The sequence below is a fragment of the Chryseobacterium sp. GQ58 genome (genome assembly GCF_059758895.1).
Genome location: NZ_JCAXEH010000009.1, coordinates 1 through 17,031 on the forward strand (window position 1 = coordinate 1; position 17,031 = coordinate 17,031).

Here is a 17,031-nt window from a genome sequence, read left to right on the forward strand (position 1 = left end):
AAATAAAAAGAAATATATCGAGAACTTTAATCAATAATTTCTCGACGTTTCACTTTGTTTTGCTACTCAAATTGACGAATTCAAGATCGACTTAACTTCTTTTTTCAATGAAATTACAACCTACAATACACTCAAAACTTTCAGCACAAAAAGTATTGTTATACCTTTGATCTTTGAATATAATATATGAATAAGCAGATTTTAGATTTTTGGGCAGGAAATTTTAAAACAGAAGATGATTTTTACGAATTTGTAGAGGACAACGACAATTATTATCTCGAGGAAGAAGATGATAATAACTATATTTCAAAATTTGCAGAATCACAAAAAACCGTTTGGTTCGATTATGATTTTGCAGAATATGGTTTTGAAGAAAGTATTCAGCATTTCTCAGAATACTCTTTCGCAGAGCAATGGTTGCCTATTCTATTCAACAGAATCAACGAAATGAACCTTAAATTTGAAATCAATTCTTTAATATTTGTAAGTCAAGGACAAATTCCACAACCAAAATCTGTGGAAAGCGATGATTTATCTTTGGTTTATTTAGGCGGAATTGAATTTGAATATTGATCGATTCTTTAATAAATATTAAATTATCACACCATTATTTGATTCATAAAAGATGCTTCGACTACGCTCAGCATGACATTCCCAATACTACGTTTATTTTTCACAGTATTGATTTATTTTGAGCAAAGTCGAAGTATCTTCTAAAATATAATTTTTTAATGCGCTTCCAGCCAGTTTTTCCCAACTCCAACCTCAACCAATAGCGGAACCTGCGTTTCGATGGCACCTTCCATTTCTTTTTTGATGAGTTTTGTAGCGGCTTCTACTTCATCGTCCGGAGATTCAAACAATAATTCGTCATGTACCTGAAGCAGCATTTTGGTTTTAAGATTTTGAGATTCCAGTTCTTTATCAATTTTAATCATTGCCATTTTTACAACATCGGCAGCACTTCCCTGAACAGGCGCATTCACGGCGTTTCTTTCCGCATGCCCTCTCACTACAAAGTTTCCTGAATTAACATCTTTTAAATGACGTTTTCTTCCTAAAATAGTTTCCACATAACCTAGTTCACGGGCTTTACGCACCTGTTCGGCCATATATTCTTTCAGTTTCGGATATGTTTCAAAATAGGCTTCGATCATTTGTTTGGCTTCGGTTCTTGACAAACCGGTCTGTTCTGCCAAAGCGAAAGCTCCTTGTCCGTAAATAATCCCGAAGTTGACGGTTTTTGCTTGTCCACGCTGTGTTTTTGAAACTTCTTCTAAAGGAATTTTAAATAATTTCGCAGCGGTGGAAGCATGAATATCTTCTCCATTCTGAAAAGCTTTAATCATATTTTCTTCACCGGAAATCTCGGCAATTAAACGCAATTCAATTTGTGAATAATCGGCGGAAATAATCTTTTTTCCTTCACCAGAAACAAAAGCACCACGGATTTGCTGGCCCCTCAAAGTACGAATCGGAATATTCTGCAAATTCGGATTTACACTTGCCAAACGGCCTGTTGCAGCCGTTGTTTGTGAGAAATTGGTATGAACACGATTATCATCTTTATCAATCTGAGACGGCAAAGCATCCACATAAGTCGATTTTAATTTTTGATATGTTCTGTATTCAAGAATATGCTTGATGATTTCGTGCTTTGAAGCAAGTTTTTGAAGAACATCTTCAGAAGTTGCGTATTGCCCTGTCTTGGTTTTTTTAGCTTTCGGATCAAGCTGCATTTTATCAAACAAAATATCTCCCAACTGCTTTGGTGAGTTCATATTAAACTCTTCGCCGGAAATTTCAAAAATCTTGGATTCAAGTTGTCTTAAATCATTTTCAAGATCGATGCTTTCCTGAGCAAGCCACTTTTTGTCTAAAGAAATTCCTTCCAATTCCATTTTGGCTAAAACTTCCATAAGCGGCATTTCTATTTTGTAGAAAAGATCTTCAAGGCTTTCTTTCTTCAATTGCGGCGCAAACAATTCATACAACTGAAAAGTTACGTCTGCATCTTCCGCAGCATAATCCGTTTGAGTCCTTAAATCTGCATCCCTGAAATTGCCTTGTTTTTTACCTTTTTTACCAATAATTGTTTCTATCGAAACAGGTTTATAATTAAGATAAACTTCTGAAAGATAATCCATTCCGTGTCTTCCGTCCGGATTCAAAAGGTAATGAGCGATCATTGTGTCGAACATGGATCCTTTTACGGTAATGTTATATTGTTTGAGGATTTTATAATCGAATTTTAAGTTATGAGCAACTTTCAGCAAATCTTCTTTTTCAAAAAACGGCCTGAAAATCTCAAGCGTCTGCAAAACTTCGCCCTGATCTTCCGACAAAGGAACATAATAGGCCAAGCCTTTTTTGTATGAAAAACTCATCCCGACCAACTCGGCTTCCAACTCGTTCAGGGAAGTGGTTTCTGTATCAAAACACACCACTTTTTGCTTTAATAAATTCTGAACTAAAATTTTCTGGGCTTTAGGATTATCAACAAATTGATATAAATGATCATTCTGCTCAATCGTTTCTTTTGTGGAAGTTGCCTGATCCAATTCTTCGAAATTAGCAAAAAGATCGAGCTGCCCGACATTTCTCGCTACTTTCTGTTGCGGTGTTTCGGGTATTTGAGACGCTTCAACTTCGGTGATTGTGACTCCGTCTTTTGAAACAACCGTTGTTGTAACCACTACAGTTTCTGCGGAAGCAAAAGCACGGTAAAGGTTTTCGTATAATCTTCTGAACTCGATTTCGTCGAAAACTTCCTTAACTTTTTCAAAATCAGGCGTTTCGAGATCATATTGTTCCTGATGAAATTCTATCGGAGCATCACAAATAATCGTTGCCAACTTTTTAGATAAAATTCCGCGTTCTGCCGAAGCTTCCACTTTTTCTTTAAGCTTACCTTTTAATTTGTCGGTATTGGCTAAAAGATTTTCAATACTTCCGAATTCTTTCAGGAATTTCATGGCCGTTTTTTCTCCAACTCCTTCAAGACCCGGAATATTGTCAACCGCATCGCCCATCATTGCAAGGAAATCGATCACCTGTTTTGGATCTTCAATTTCGTACTTTGCTTTGACTTCTTCAACGCCTAAAATCTCAATATCTCCGCCTTTTAAACCGGGTTTATAGATTTTAATTTTATCCGTAACCAATTGCGCAAAATCTTTATCCGGCGTTACCATAAACGTCGTGTAACCTTCTTTTTCGGCTTTGCAGGCAATGGTTCCGATCACGTCATCGGCTTCATAGCCTTCAACTCCTAAAATAGGCACATGCATAGCTTCCAAGATTCTGTGAATGTAAGGAATTGCTGCTTTGATGGCTTCGGGCGTTTCACTTCGATTGGCTTTATAAGCTGCAAAATCATCTGTTCTCACACTTGCCTGCCCGACATCAAAAACGACTGCCAAATGTGTAGGTCTTTCTCTCCTGATCAGCTCGATCAAAGAATTTGTAAAACCAAAAATCGCAGAAGTATCTAATCCTTTACTGGTAAGCCTCGGATTTCTGATCAATGCATAATATCCCCTGAAGATCATCGCATAAGCATCAACCAGAAACAGTCTTTTATCTTGAGTTGCGTCCATATTTTGTATAATGAACAAATATAAGAAAATAGGAATATTTCTGTTCCGGTTTTTGGGATTTAAATTTAGAAATATCGGCGCGTAAAATATTTAATTTTTCACCGGAATAAGCTCAAGCCGATCTTCATTAATCTTGAAATTATAAGTTCCGATAAAGGTTTTTGGTTCTTTGCATTCGCTTGACATATCTGCTGTACCTTCAGACATTTCTACTTGATTATCTCCGTAAACACTGTACATTCCCATCATATGAAAACACGAATTTCCTGTGTGATACCTTTTGTCACCTTCAAATTGAAGGAAAAAGAATTGAGGCTGTTCTTCCGGAAAATTAATTGATTTTGCTTTTTTGAAAACGGCACTTCCATCTGAATTCACTTTTTCTACCTGCCAAGTTGTTTTTGCAAGCGAATTGGTTTGAGCTTGTATGGCTGTAAGGGAAAATGCTGTTAAAATGAATATAAAAAGGAGTTTTTTCATATTTGAAATTTTATTATATTTCAGTTTTGTTTTGCTTAAGTGAATCAAGAATTCTGAAATTATAATTTGTGTCATATCCTGATTTCCTAGCTTTTTCCAAATAAAATTCTGCTTTATTTAAATCTCCGGAATACATATAACTCATCCCTAATGAGACTAAAAGCTTATTATAATCTTCTGTGCCTTCTTTATATTTTAAATCATACGCTTTTTGTAAATGCTGAATAGCATTGGTATAATCGCCAGTCTTTAAATATGATGACCCTAATGCTACCCACACATCAGGATGTTTTTCTTTGTCGACATGATTGAGATGAAAAATAGCCAGTTCAAATTGACTTTTTTCATACGCATCCCAACCCTCGTTATATGATTTCGTATCAGCAGAAATAAAGAAATTACTTTTAATAATGACAATTAAAAAACCAAGAGCAATAATGCCGATAATAATCTGGAGAACTTTTTTCATATTTAAACAATTAAATTAATTATAAGAAGAACAAAAAAGAAAATCATATAACCACCGATTTTACTTTCTAATTTTTTATTGTTATTTTTTTCTAAATGTATTTTAAACACATTTTTTATTATAAAAATTATAAGATATGGTAAAATAAGCAAAATAAATGCTGCTAAGATTGAGTAATTATATTTCCAAATATCTAATATGAGCAAGAGTTTGCCGGATTTTGAAGGTATTTTTCTCAATCCAAAAAACGGTATTGGTTTTATTTCATTAAGTTTATTTCCTAAAATATCTTGTCTGTGTTTTATTTGATTATTTTTAATTTTAATATCATCTTTTTCGCGAAGGTAAAATGATATATTTTGCAGAGTAGCATTCTTATCTATTCCCCACATCCATGTATTAATACCTTCTAAAATACCTGGATATTTACGACTGATTCTTACATTGTCTTTTATAAAATTATAGGTAACAGTGGTACTTCTTCTGCTTGAATACACCGTACTTTGATTTTCAGCATTTTCCCAATTTTGCTGCTTTAGATTTGCAAAATCACAAATGCTAATTGTTATTGAATATATAAAATAGAGTAAACAAAGAAATAAAGAAATTAAAAAAAGTTTAGATTCATTTATCTTCATAAAATTAATCTTTTCCTGCCAATACTGTTATTTTAGCTCTAGCTGCAGCTTCTTCGTTTTGTAACGCCTGTATTAGATCTTCGGATTGTCCTTTTAGAACAAAATTACTCACGCCTTTGTAAGCATCCTGTAATAATCCCATTACCAAACCTCCTCCTTTTGGACCTTCAGTCCTTGAGAATGTAGGAAGTCCTTTTTGATCTAAATAAGTATTTCTCATCGCACTTCCCACAGTAGACGGAACATCTGATCTTGTTAACGGAGAATATTGAGAATTTGTAGTTGTTGATGTTCTTTCCACTTCCTGATACCTTCCTCCAAAATCCTGATCAACGACATTTGTTCCCTGCGTATTGGTAGGATTTCTTCCTTCAATGGCGCCTTGTACCCTTCCTGATTCATTATAAGTCGTAGGACCATGTTCTTCAATATCATCAAGTCTGACGGCAGAGGATCTTTCTGTTGTACTGTATTGAGAGGTTCTGTCACCAATGGTCTCTCTACCAGGTCCATTTGCTCCTCCTACGTCATTTGTATGTTCATAAATAGCTTTGTCTCCATCGCCGTTTGCTAATCTTTGATTTTCAACAAGCTTTTCAGGATCAGATTCAAAGCCGTCGACATAGTTTTTTAATGTTGTACCATTTCCTGTAGGAACTTGAGAATAAAGCCATCCTTTTCCCTGATCAACCCCAAAACCTATTCCATAAGCAATACCTGTAGTTAATGTAACACCTCCTAGATAATTCATTCCGGCTCCCCATCCGAAGGTAGCTATTGTAGCTTTTGCAGTAACAGCCGTAGTGCCGATCGCAGCTAAAGCCGGGTATAAAATATATGATAATGCTATCACACCCACTACATTGAAAGCCGTTTTACCAATGGTAAGATCTGTAAATTCATCAGCTGCTTTTTCAGAATAAAGGATCATGACATTCCCTCCCAACATACAAGGAATTTGAGAATTTTCTAATAATGGATGCTTTCCTACCGTAAGAACATTCGTATCAAAAGGCGTCCAATTTTTTAATAACATTCCACAAATGGACGGTATCATTGAAACACCTGCTCCAACGGCGGCTCCTGCAGCGGCAACCGCTGCTACAGCCAATGCTCCTCCTGTTAAAATAGAGCCTGCAACAAGAGCAATGCCTATAACGGCTCCTGCAATAGCACCAATCAGCATCATTTTCCCGCAAACAAAATTTCCTCCGGGACGATCGTCAATTGTTGCTTTCAGATATCCTCCTGCAATAGTTACAGTGCTTTGACTCGTAACTTTAATCTGCTGTTTTTTCATTCCGTTGGAACACACTAGCCATGCTCCGTCAGGTACATATAACTTTGCCATAATTTTAGTTTTTTTTCAATTCTATGGTATGTTCCAAAACGTGACTGTAATTAGGACCAGTTTGTTCTTTAATTTTAGAATTACATAAAATTAATTTTCCCGTTTCTATATTAAAATTATATTCTACTGCCCAAGTAAGCGAGTAATTGTAATTTTCCTGTAAAAAGGGTTTTAATTTTTCATCATAAATATTTCTTAAATGATTATTTTGAGATGTATCGGCTTCTGAGTATAGTTTAATTTTTACTATATTATTTTCTTTTTCTACTTTCTTTTTTGTTGTAATATTTACTTTTTCATTACTGAAAATCTGGGATAAATATATTTGTTTTTCATGCTCTTCAAACGTATCTGATATTTTATGTTCCTGGTAAGCATTTATAAAAAAAAGATTATATAAAGTATTATTTTTAATTAAAGGAAGGCTTTCTGAAAAATCTTTATCGCCGCTTTCAATCATATGCTGTTCTTCCAATGTGTTTCCCAATTGAGGGATAAGGTCTCTTTTAAGATCAATCCATTGATCATTTATTTGCTGCTGATTAGCAATCTCTTCAACATTTCCTTTAGCTGATAATTTTAAAACCAATTTCTCCAGAGGTTTATTAAATTTTTGCATGTATTCCGCCAATGCACGGTATATAGATTTTATATATTTTACCGTATGAGATTCCTGGTCGAGATAGGCAAAAAAATGGTTTTCATTTTTCTCTTTTTTATAATTCCAGACAATTTCAGTTTCAGATTCTATCATACTGTTACCAGAAACCTGCATATCAATTTTTTGAGTTATTAAATACTTTGAAGGCTCAATTTCTTTTTGTAAAATAATTGTATTGGAAGCCTGTTTCTTTTCTTTAATAGCTTTAAGATTTTCGATAGAATCCGAAATGATGATATAATCAGACCATTGAGGCAAATCACTATTTTTAATCTGCTCGTGCAATTTGGAATTACTGTTATGATAATTGATTAATTCACTAATATTTAAGCCTAATTCCTTGGCTATTGATTCTAAAGAATCTTCATTTTTTATAAAATACTTTTCCAAGCTTTAAACAATTATAATTAATTTTCAATTACTTTATCTCCTGTAATAGTTGTATTTCCTTTAAAAACAGCTTTTGCACTTCCTGAACCTTTTATTGTAGAAGATGTTTTTCCTAAAACCTCAATTTCATTACTTGATATGACAATTTTGCTTCCTGTGATTTCAATATAACTATCGCCAACTTTTAAAGTAACTTTTGTCGCTCCATTCAGATCGATTACGCCATCCTTTCCCATGGTGAGAACGCTTTGTCCTTTTCCTACGTCAGTACAGTGTTTTGCACCGGCTTTTACGGTATTATTTTGTCCGACGGTAACGGTTTTATCGTTGTTGGCATTCGTTGTAGCATTTCCGGCACCATCAAATTTCATATTCGCACCGCCCTGATCGGTAAGAAAAACTGAGCCTTCGCCGTCATTTAATTCCAATTTATTTCCGCTTCGGCTGCTTAAGCTTTTGATATTATTTCCTGAGCCTCCGCCTGCGCCGATTGCACCATGAAACATTCCTCCCATCACAAAAGGACGATCGGGATGCTGATGCACAAAATTAACAATCACCTGATCTCCAACTTCGGGAACCGCCATAAAACCTCGGTTTTTATTGACTTTATCACTGCTTCCGGCGTCAGGAGTCATTACTCTGATAAATTCTGTAGTCGATGATCCGTTTTGCCAGTCAAACTGCACCTGAACTCTTCCCTGATTTAAAGGATCTGTATTGGAAATCACTTTTCCAAACTGTGAATCTGCTTTCGGAGTTTCAAATTCAGGACGCGGAATATAGCCGCAATCTGCAGCTATTGCCTCAAAAGTTCCTGTATAATAACCTCTTGCATCTACTTCATGCGTCACTTCGGTCATCATTAGTTTTGTAAAATAGGAAGTTTGATTGGTATCTGATTTTCGCATTTCGATATCCGCTGCACATCCTGGATATAAGAACGGAACCGTTGTAGTGCCTGAAGTAATAAAAACATTTGACGCTTTGCTGCCGGCGGTACCTTTTTGAGACGCGTAAATATCCATAAACGACGAAGCTTTTATCGGAGCAACCCGTAAAGAAGGTGTCGTAAAGGTTTTTTCTGATATTTCATAAGCCCTTTTAGCAATATCTGAAGTATGATTTATTTTTGAGCTTCCGGTCGTGAGTTTTTCATTTTTACTGCTGTTGTAGCCGTAAAAAGTTGGATTTACGTGTTGTGCTTTCATTTTAATTTTAACATCATTCACGCTGCTTCCATAAGTTAATTTTACAGGCTGCTCCTGAGGCGGAAGCTTCCCGAAATGAAGAACTTCGCCGTCATAAAAAAACTGCTCGCCATATGCTTCTGCAATTCTTGCCAGATAATTGTAATGAGTTTCCTCATATTGTGAGCTGTAAGACACATTTCCATGTTTTGCATCGACTCTGTAATCAAATTTGCTTCCTCCAAGCCCTTCTTTTATCACATGATCTGCGATACTGTTTAAGCTTATTTCCTGTGCGCCTCCAAAACTCTGAATGTGTGGCGCGGCATCCAAAAGCACAGTCGGACTGGAACCCGACAAAACGATATTTCCCAGACTGCCTTTTTCCTGACTGAAACCTACTTCTGTGATAACGCCAACAAAATTCCTTTCGGGGCCGTCAATTACATCTTTATATTTAAAAATTACAGTAATTCTTTTTCCTAAGAAATTTTGAGCTTCTTCTAAATTATGATTTTCGGCATTTCCTAAGGTATCATGCGCAAGAATCAAACTAAAATTATGATGTTTAAGCGCACTTTGATTCAGTTTAAAATGCTTAAAATGCTGAATAATTTTTCCTTCAATAATAATCTCAAGCTTCACAACTCTATTAATTCCTAAAATCTGACTTGTAGGAATAGCCGTCGCATTATGTATTTTTGAGGTAGGTTGTTTTGCCCATGTTTTTCCCTGCGTGGTAATAGGATTGTTTTGCTGAAAATTCTGATTCATAAACATTACCGAAGAACTTTCAACAGTTTTCGAATATGCCTGAACCCGATTCAGGCCCGAACCTATTTTCTGAATTTTTTCACCTGCCTTGTCGGCTACTTTTGCAGCTGCTTCTTCTTGTAAACCCTGAACATTTAAAGAATTTTTCAAATTTTTAGAGTTTGGCAGTTTTGTAGATTTATTATCCTGAAACATAGCATTTTATTTAATATTTGTGAAGTGAACCTTCTTACTTATCTGATAGCAGATATTGCACCAAAAATCATAATTTTTTAGAAAAAAAATTAAATTTCCGTAATATCTGCATATTATCATCAAAAATATAGTTGATTAAAATATTTACTTTAACAATGACCGAACAAGAAAACAGAATAGCCTACTTTAAAGCACGCTATTCTGTAACAAGTTTATTTCACTAAGATGAAAAGGTTTATGCTCCCGGCCAAACACCTTCAAAAGCAGCATTTCCGTAGTTGATTTTCTCTGCACTTACGATAAAGCTTATCAGCATAGAATTTTGATCAACAGCGTCAAAGTCTACTTCATGCTGAATAACGTATCCGTTTTCCCAGTTTAAGGTAATCAAAGTACCTTCTTCGTGTGATTTGTTGAAAGTAATTTCTCCGGTTGTCGGCTTGTATTTACCATTTAACAAACTTTCCAGAATCTCAGATTTCTCCGTAGCTTCGATTGTAAGTTTGATAATCGCATTGGAAGGATCTGATGCTACACGTCCTGAAACGTCTGTAGATCTTGATACGCTGTAGTTCAGCTTTAGTAATTTTTGTCCTTCGCTTCCGTTGAATTTTAAGATTCCTCTTGAATTGTCTGCCATAATGTAAATTTTAATCAGTTAAATATTTTGTGATTGATGTTATTTTCTAAAGCGAAGATAGAGCCAAAGATTGGTTGCAAAAAGTATTTCCATCCTTAATTGATATTTTGTAGTAATACTACGATTCTGTGTAGTACTTCTACGATAATTGTTTTATAATTGAAAATACCTCAATCATTCTATTCTTATCTTGACTTTGCTTATTCTTATTTTTCATTATATAAAGCCAAACATTTTGCTTCATAATCAAAACATAAAGAATCGCTGAATGTTTCAAGATATGTTTTCGGAAAAATCATTGTCGTTTTGATAGTTGGTATTTTTTGTAATTTACCATTCGCAACCTTATAAAAATCTCCTGTATATTGATTTGTAAGAAGATTAACGCTTGATTTTCCTTTAGCTTTCTCTCCATAATCATAGCTCAAAATATCATCAATTCGCCTCATTTGTACAAGCTGCATTTTCTTTGATTTCAGGTCGTATTCAAAAACACATCTGAAGCCGGATCTGTCAAAGTCATTCCAAAATTCAAAGCCTTTTTTTGTTGAAACCAACGTGTTTCCAAAATTGAGTTTCCAGATTTTTCCGCTTTGTATTTTTTTATATTTTTGGGTAGATAATAAACAAACTAAGGTTTTAGAATCACTGTCAATACGAACCGTATCTTTTTTTGAATCACCGTCAAAATCTTTAACAATCTTCTGAACAGACTGCCCAAAACCCGAAATAGATAAGCTTATAAAGAGTAAAAAAGTTATTTTTTTCATATAAATTAATTGTACAGATTACAGCTCCATTAATGACTTTAGAAATGAATGAGGACTATCTGTATGATAAAATACTATGTTTAAAGTAAGATGGTAAACGAAAACAATAAAAAGAATAATTAAAATAACAATCAAAAAAGTTCGCAAACCTTTATCCCTTACTTTTCTTATACACAGATTAATTAATAAAAATATAAATGTAGTAAAGAATCCGCCGACTAATCCTACTTGTGTAACGATCGTTGAAAGATTCTTCAAGTCACGTTCTCTGTAATAATGCAATGAAATATACCAATAAGACGTTGCTATTGTTGCTAAAATAAAGATGAGAAGACTTATTATTATTAGCTTTTTATTATTTCTCATAGATTATTTTTTCATATATCCCGGATTTTTGCCGGAGCTGAAGGAGCTTTTTAATCCCGCCTCTACTTGAGGCCAAAACTGAGTATGGCTCAAACTATGCGATGCCATTGACAGATAAGGAATCGTTCCTGGCCTTTTTATTAAATCTTTGATATCTTCTTCATCCTTGGCGGTTACAAGATCGGCATAATATTGCTCAACTAATGTATGATATCTTTCAAAATTTCCTCTTAAAATTTTAAGCTCTTTATCCAGATTTCCTGTTAAAATATATTCTGCATTGTTGATATTGTCGATGTATTTTTCCAGCTCAGCAGGTTTAATGAACTGGCTCAACAGTCTCATCAAAACTTCTTCCAAATTATTGTTGTGTACAGCAGCCGATGCTCCTGCAATGAAGTTTTTGCACTGTGTTCTTTTATTTCTGCTGTGATACGGATCTTTATCAAAAATCGGGACATGCAAAATAGGTAAACCTTTAGTTTGTTTTGACGGATTCCATGAGGTAACTTCTATCGAATCTGTAATTCCGGCATTTGCTCTAAACAGTTTTGCCAGTAATTTTAAAATATAGCTGTCTTTAACACCACTTTTAATGTCAAAAAGAATATTTAAAACTTTCATTCCTTGAGTAAGGTTTAAGTTTTTTACCCAGGTTATTTTATCATAATTCTCTCCGTTTGTATAATTTTTATGTACATCATAAGTCCATTGCAAAAAATGATTTAAAAGACTGATAAACGAATTTTTTTCCGCCGTTAAATTGGCATTATCAAGTTTTATAGAATTGATATAACTAATAAATTCTGACGCGATGATATTGATTCCTAAAAACGCTTTTGCCATCTCCGCCCATGCTGCAACCGCTTTATTCTTAGTGGGAAAACCTTTAAGATATTTTGCAATAGCTTCTGTATTTACACCTTTCAAGATTTTTATTCCTTTGTCAAATTTATCCATTTGGAAAGCTTTTATTAATCCTTCCAAATTCACCAGACTGAAATCAGCAATCAATTGCTGTGTCAAATCATATTCATTATGAACATTAATGATCTGACATTTCTTATGAAGTTTAGAATGATTAAGCTGATGCTTATGCTGAAAAAACGGAGTAGATAAATACGTGATACTTTTTACTTTCCAAGCTTTGGGATATTTGGAATCTGTTGCGATAAGCTCTGTAAACTGATTAATCACATTTCCTCCATGCGAATGTCCTATCAGATGAATATGAACCTCCTGATTCTTCCAAAATTTGTAAACTCTTAACAATAAATCCAATAACCTGGTTGCAGCAAGATTTCTTTCTTTTGTATCATTGTCTCCAGACCAGCTGAAGAAGCTTCCTTCAATATGGAGGTTGAGAAACTGCGGTTTTAATTCCTTTATTTTGTTCCAGAAATTATCTTTGCTTGCTTGCCAGTAATCTGTATTGGCCTGATGTTTTAGTCCGGTTGTATTCACCGGATCGGTCGTTCCGGCCACAAACATGACAACATCATAAACCCTGTCATTTTTTGGCGGAGCTCCCTGTTTTCCGTATGTTACACCACTACTTTTGCCTTGCTGAATAACCTGGCTTCCGACATTTTCAATAACATCTTTTGCGTAAGAAAGGTTACTGCCTCCGGTTGTTTCTATGATATCTCCACCTACGAATGTCTGTTTCATAATTCATCAATGGTTTTTAGATTTCTCTCCGGAATTATTTTGTACTTCTTTATCAGAGTGTTGCTCATGATTCCCTGAACTTTGGGTAGTAATTTTTCCGTTGCTTGTTCTTATACGGTCTTTTTCGGTGTGTGATTCTTTATTTCCTGTAATAAATTCCATCATTTTGCCTGTAACATTGGTTATAAAATCTGTTCCAACAGAAAGCATATTCAATAAGCCGACGGTAGAAGTTCTATTCATTCCTGCGCTTTCAAAAATATTCATTCCTACCGTATTATTCTGGTTCATGCCAACGGTAGTATTCATGCTTTCAATTACATTGATATTCATGTTTTTACAGTTCAAAGTCATTGTTTCAGGTGCCGTGATATTAATATTACTTCCTGTCGTATCAAGATGAATTTCATTGCCGGATTTATCGGTGATGATAATGCTTTCATCTTCCGTGAAAACCACACGGTGCCCACTTCTGGTCTGGATAGATTTTACACGGTTGTCCATACCTCCACCCAGTCCCACTTGTCCGTGAAACATACCTCCCATCACAAACGGTCGGTCGGGATGATTATGAACAAAATTAACCATTACCTGGTCACCAACTTCAGGAATCGCCACATAACCTCTGTTTTGCGTGATCTGATCCGTACCTCCCGCATCCGGACTCATCATCCGAATAAAATGTGTGGTATCATTATTTTGCCAGTCAAATCTTACCTGGACCCTGCCTTGACCTTCAGGATCGGCATTGGAAATAACCGTTGCCAGTTGAGGCTCAGCTTTTGGAAGCGTAAATTCAGGTTTGGGTAAAAAACCCGTGTCTGATGCGATACCTTCAAAGCTTCCTGTGTAATGACCGATCGTATCAATCTCATGCTCGGATTCCGTAATCATGATTCTGGTGAAATACGATGTTTCATTCGTATCCGGCTTGCGCATTTCGATGTCTACCGCACAGCCCGGATGTAAAAAAGGTACCGTCGTTGAGCCTGAAACATTAAACACATTCACCGCCTCACTTCCTGCCGTACTTTTCTGGGAATATTCTACATCGAGATGAGTGGATGCCTTGATCGGTGCCACTCTTAAAGATGGGGTTTTATAAATCTTATCGTTGTGCTCGTAAGCTGTTTTTGCCAGATCTCCGACATGCTGGATCGGCGTGGCTCCTGAGGTCAACTTTTCATGTCTGCTGCTGTTGTAGCCGTAAAATTGAGGCTTGGTATGAACGGCTTTCAGCTCTACTTTTATATCGTTTGCACTGCTTCCGTACGTCAGTCTGATCGGCTTATTCTGTGGTGGAAGCTTTCCAAAGTGTAAAACTTCACCATCATAATAAAACTGTTCGCCATACGCCTCTGCCATTCTTGACAGATAATTGTAATGCGTTTCGTCATACTGGCTGCTGTAAATAATTTGAGAATGATCATTCGTATCGATCCTGATATCAAAACGGCTTTTATCCAAACCTTGTTTTATCACTTCTTCAGCAATGATACCCATATTCACAGGCTGGCTGCCTCCAAAGCTTTGAATATGCGGTGCTCCGTCCAACAAAATAGTAGGACTGTAACCCGTAAGCACAATATTGCCCAAGCTCATTTTTTCCTGGCTGAAGCCAACTCCTGTAATGACGCCGACAAAGGTGCGTTCGGGACTCTTTTCAATATCTTTATAGGAAATAACAGCCGTTAAGCGTTTGCCTAAAAACTTATTAGCCTCCTCCAAAGTATGCGTCTGACGATCGCCTAGCGTATCGTGAGCCAGCGTTAAGCTAAACTCATGGTGGCGACGGGTACTTTGCTTAAGCTTAAAATGCTTGTAATACCTGATCACTTTACCTTCTATGACCAAAGATAATTTTACCAAACGGTTGATACCGGTATGATGATTCTCTGAAACACCTTCCGCGTTCTGAGACGGACGGAAAGAGCTCAACGATGAAGTCTCTGGATTTGTTGTCATAATTTGTAATTGTGGTGTGGTTTAAAGTTATTAATTTTTAAGCACTTTAAAGGATTTTGAATTTTAAATTTTAGACTTAAATGACAAATCTAATCTGAATTGCTTTTTATCTCGAAAAAGCAGATAATTAAAGTAGCAAAATTAGCCTGCCAGATTAATGTTTACATTAAATTTAATAGATATATTCAAGCTTAAAAAAGACATTAAAAATTAATCAAAAAAATATTTTCAGGAAATTAAAACCTGAAATTCAGGCAAAAAAGACCGTCTTTCTTGGGACAGTCTTTGGTATATCTTCATATATAAATGATGGATCGGGTTTAGCTTGTTGGCCAAAGACCTTCGAAAGCTGCATTCCCATAATTGATCTTTTCTGCACTTACCACAAAGCTGATCAGCATAGAGTTTTCATCTACCGCGTCAAAGTCTACTTCGTGCTGAATCACGTATCCGTTTTCCCAGTTTAGGGTAATCAAAGTACCTTCTTCGTGTGATTTGTTGAAAGTAACTTCTCCGCTTGTCGGCTTGTATTTGCCGTTCAGTAAGCTTTCCAGAATATCAGACTTTTCTGTCGCTTCGACCGTTAATTTAATAATTGCATTTGAAGGATCAGATGCAACACGTCCTGAAACGTCTGTAGATCTTGATACGCTGTAGTTCAGCTTTAATAATTTTTGGCCTTCGCCGCCGTTGAATTTTAAGATTCCTCTTGAATTTGCTGCCATGATAAATAAATTTTAATCGTTATAATTTGATGATTTGTAATTCTATACTCAAAGATAACAACACCAAAAATATTACTCAAAAATTTTAAACATTTTCTATGATTTTGTAGTAATTCTACGATTTAATGTAGTAATTGTACGATATGAAAACTTATTTGCATTTAAAAACATAAATACATTATACTTTACAATACTGCAATTATCTGAGAATTGAATTACTTCCTTCTTTCACAGAACGCGAAAGTATTTTATTTTTCTTTAATAAAAAGTCGGGCATCAGATCTGTCGGAAGATAAAAAGGGCTTTCGCCGTTATTTTGGAGTTCTTCTTCAATTCCGGGATTCCAAACTAAAATTTCTTTAAGATCAACTTTAAGTTCTTCAGCAATAATCTGTAAATTGAATCCGGCATTAATTTCGGTTTCGGATAATGATGAGCCTTCTTTTTCTCCTGTTCTTGCATCAAAAACAGCCTTCAGTCTTGAAGAATTATAATTTACCAAAACAGCATTCAGTTCTCCGGTGGCGTAGCATGCATTCAAATATTTTTTTACATGATTTATTGTTTCCGCAGGTAAATATTTGGAAAAAACATGATATTGTGTCGAGTTTGCAGCATTCATTGCTTTGGCAATATTACCTTCTCCGCAATTGTAAGCCGCCACCACCGTAATCCAATTGTTGTATTTTTTATAAAGATTGGCAAGCGAAACAGCAGCTACTTTTGTGCTTCTGTACAGATCCGAACGGCGATCTTCTGTAAGCCCATATTGGTTGGCATGAGCTGTCATAAACTGCCAAACACCAACCGCTCCGGCGTGTGAAGTGATATTTCTGTCGAAGTGAGATTCTATCAGCGCTAGGTTTCTTAAATGTTTAGGCAAACCTTTTTTTACTAAAGAATATTCTATAAACGCAACGATTTCTTTATTTGAATTAATGATGCTGTTATATTTTCTCACACTGCCTTCTGACGTATCCGAAGCCGAAAGAAACTGAGCATCCGCAAAGTCAAAAGAGGCAAAAAATACGGCTGCAAATATTATTTTGCTGAAATACGTTTTCATTTTAAATGAATCTTAAAAATTATAATTTTTGAAAAACCAAAAACTCAACTATTAAAGCATTCGGCTTGATTTCAATTACCA

Annotated in this window: 14 protein-coding genes; 1 reads left to right on the top strand and 13 read right to left on the bottom strand. The window is 35.4% G+C overall.

Features of this window, described 5'->3' with window-relative positions; genetic code table 11:
* Positions 1 to 186 precede the first annotated feature (186 nt).
* Complete coding sequence (locus tag AC6CHK_RS15550) at positions 187 to 573, top strand: immunity 22 family protein (RefSeq protein ID WP_498097697.1); 387 nt, start codon at positions 187 to 189, stop codon at positions 571 to 573.
* Positions 574 to 728: 155 nt separating this feature from the next.
* Here the strand turns inward: AC6CHK_RS15550 and polA are convergent, their stop codons facing one another.
* From polA to AC6CHK_RS15615, 13 genes are all read right to left on the bottom strand, one after another.
* Positions 729 to 3,599 (bottom strand): DNA polymerase I, encoded by a 2,871-nt coding sequence (gene polA / locus AC6CHK_RS15555; RefSeq protein WP_498097699.1) that lies wholly within the window; start codon positions 3,597 to 3,599, stop codon positions 729 to 731.
* Between the two features lie 90 nt (positions 3,600 to 3,689).
* Positions 3,690 to 4,079, bottom strand: coding sequence for a hypothetical protein (locus AC6CHK_RS15560; protein ID WP_498097701.1), 390 nt, complete (start codon positions 4,077 to 4,079; stop codon positions 3,690 to 3,692).
* A 13-nt stretch (positions 4,080 to 4,092) separates the two neighbouring features.
* On the bottom strand, positions 4,093 to 4,548 hold the full coding sequence (locus AC6CHK_RS15565; protein ID WP_498097703.1) for a tetratricopeptide repeat protein: 456 nt from the start codon (positions 4,546 to 4,548) through the stop codon (positions 4,093 to 4,095).
* Between the two features lie 2 nt (positions 4,549 to 4,550).
* Entirely contained in the window at positions 4,551 to 5,186 is a 636-nt protein-coding gene (locus AC6CHK_RS15570; protein ID WP_498097705.1) for a hypothetical protein, read from the bottom strand.
* Between the two features lie 4 nt (positions 5,187 to 5,190).
* A complete protein-coding gene (locus AC6CHK_RS15575; RefSeq protein ID WP_498097707.1) occupies positions 5,191 to 6,537 on the bottom strand; it encodes a PAAR-like protein in 1,347 nt (448 codons plus the stop codon).
* Positions 6,538 to 6,541: 4 nt separating this feature from the next.
* Complete coding sequence (locus AC6CHK_RS15580; protein ID WP_498097709.1) at positions 6,542 to 7,588, bottom strand: hypothetical protein; 1,047 nt, start codon at positions 7,586 to 7,588, stop codon at positions 6,542 to 6,544.
* A gap of 17 nt (positions 7,589 to 7,605) precedes the next feature.
* The gene (locus AC6CHK_RS15585; protein ID WP_498097711.1) at positions 7,606 to 9,747 is read right to left on the bottom strand and encodes a type VI secretion system Vgr family protein; all 2,142 of its coding nucleotides are present in this window, start codon (positions 9,745 to 9,747) and stop codon (positions 7,606 to 7,608) included.
* Between the two features lie 235 nt (positions 9,748 to 9,982).
* Positions 9,983 to 10,387: a type VI secretion system tube protein TssD gene (gene tssD, locus AC6CHK_RS15590; RefSeq protein ID WP_498097713.1), complete on the bottom strand. Its 405-nt coding sequence runs from the start codon at positions 10,385 to 10,387 to the stop codon at positions 9,983 to 9,985.
* Between the two features lie 206 nt (positions 10,388 to 10,593).
* Positions 10,594 to 11,157, bottom strand: a complete 564-nt coding sequence (locus AC6CHK_RS15595; RefSeq protein WP_498097715.1) for a hypothetical protein — start codon at positions 11,155 to 11,157, stop codon at positions 10,594 to 10,596.
* Positions 11,158 to 11,526: 369 nt separating this feature from the next.
* Positions 11,527 to 13,194, bottom strand: a complete 1,668-nt coding sequence (locus AC6CHK_RS15600) for a lipase family protein (protein ID WP_498097717.1) — start codon at positions 13,192 to 13,194, stop codon at positions 11,527 to 11,529.
* A gap of 6 nt (positions 13,195 to 13,200) precedes the next feature.
* Complete coding sequence (locus tag AC6CHK_RS15605; protein ID WP_498097719.1) at positions 13,201 to 15,159, bottom strand: type VI secretion system Vgr family protein; 1,959 nt, start codon at positions 15,157 to 15,159, stop codon at positions 13,201 to 13,203.
* Positions 15,160 to 15,479: 320 nt separating this feature from the next.
* On the bottom strand, positions 15,480 to 15,884 hold the full coding sequence (gene tssD, locus AC6CHK_RS15610; RefSeq protein WP_498097721.1) for a type VI secretion system tube protein TssD: 405 nt from the start codon (positions 15,882 to 15,884) through the stop codon (positions 15,480 to 15,482).
* Between the two features lie 199 nt (positions 15,885 to 16,083).
* On the bottom strand, positions 16,084 to 16,950 hold the full coding sequence (locus AC6CHK_RS15615; protein ID WP_498097723.1) for a lytic transglycosylase domain-containing protein: 867 nt from the start codon (positions 16,948 to 16,950) through the stop codon (positions 16,084 to 16,086).
* Positions 16,951 to 17,031: the final 81 nt, after the last annotated feature.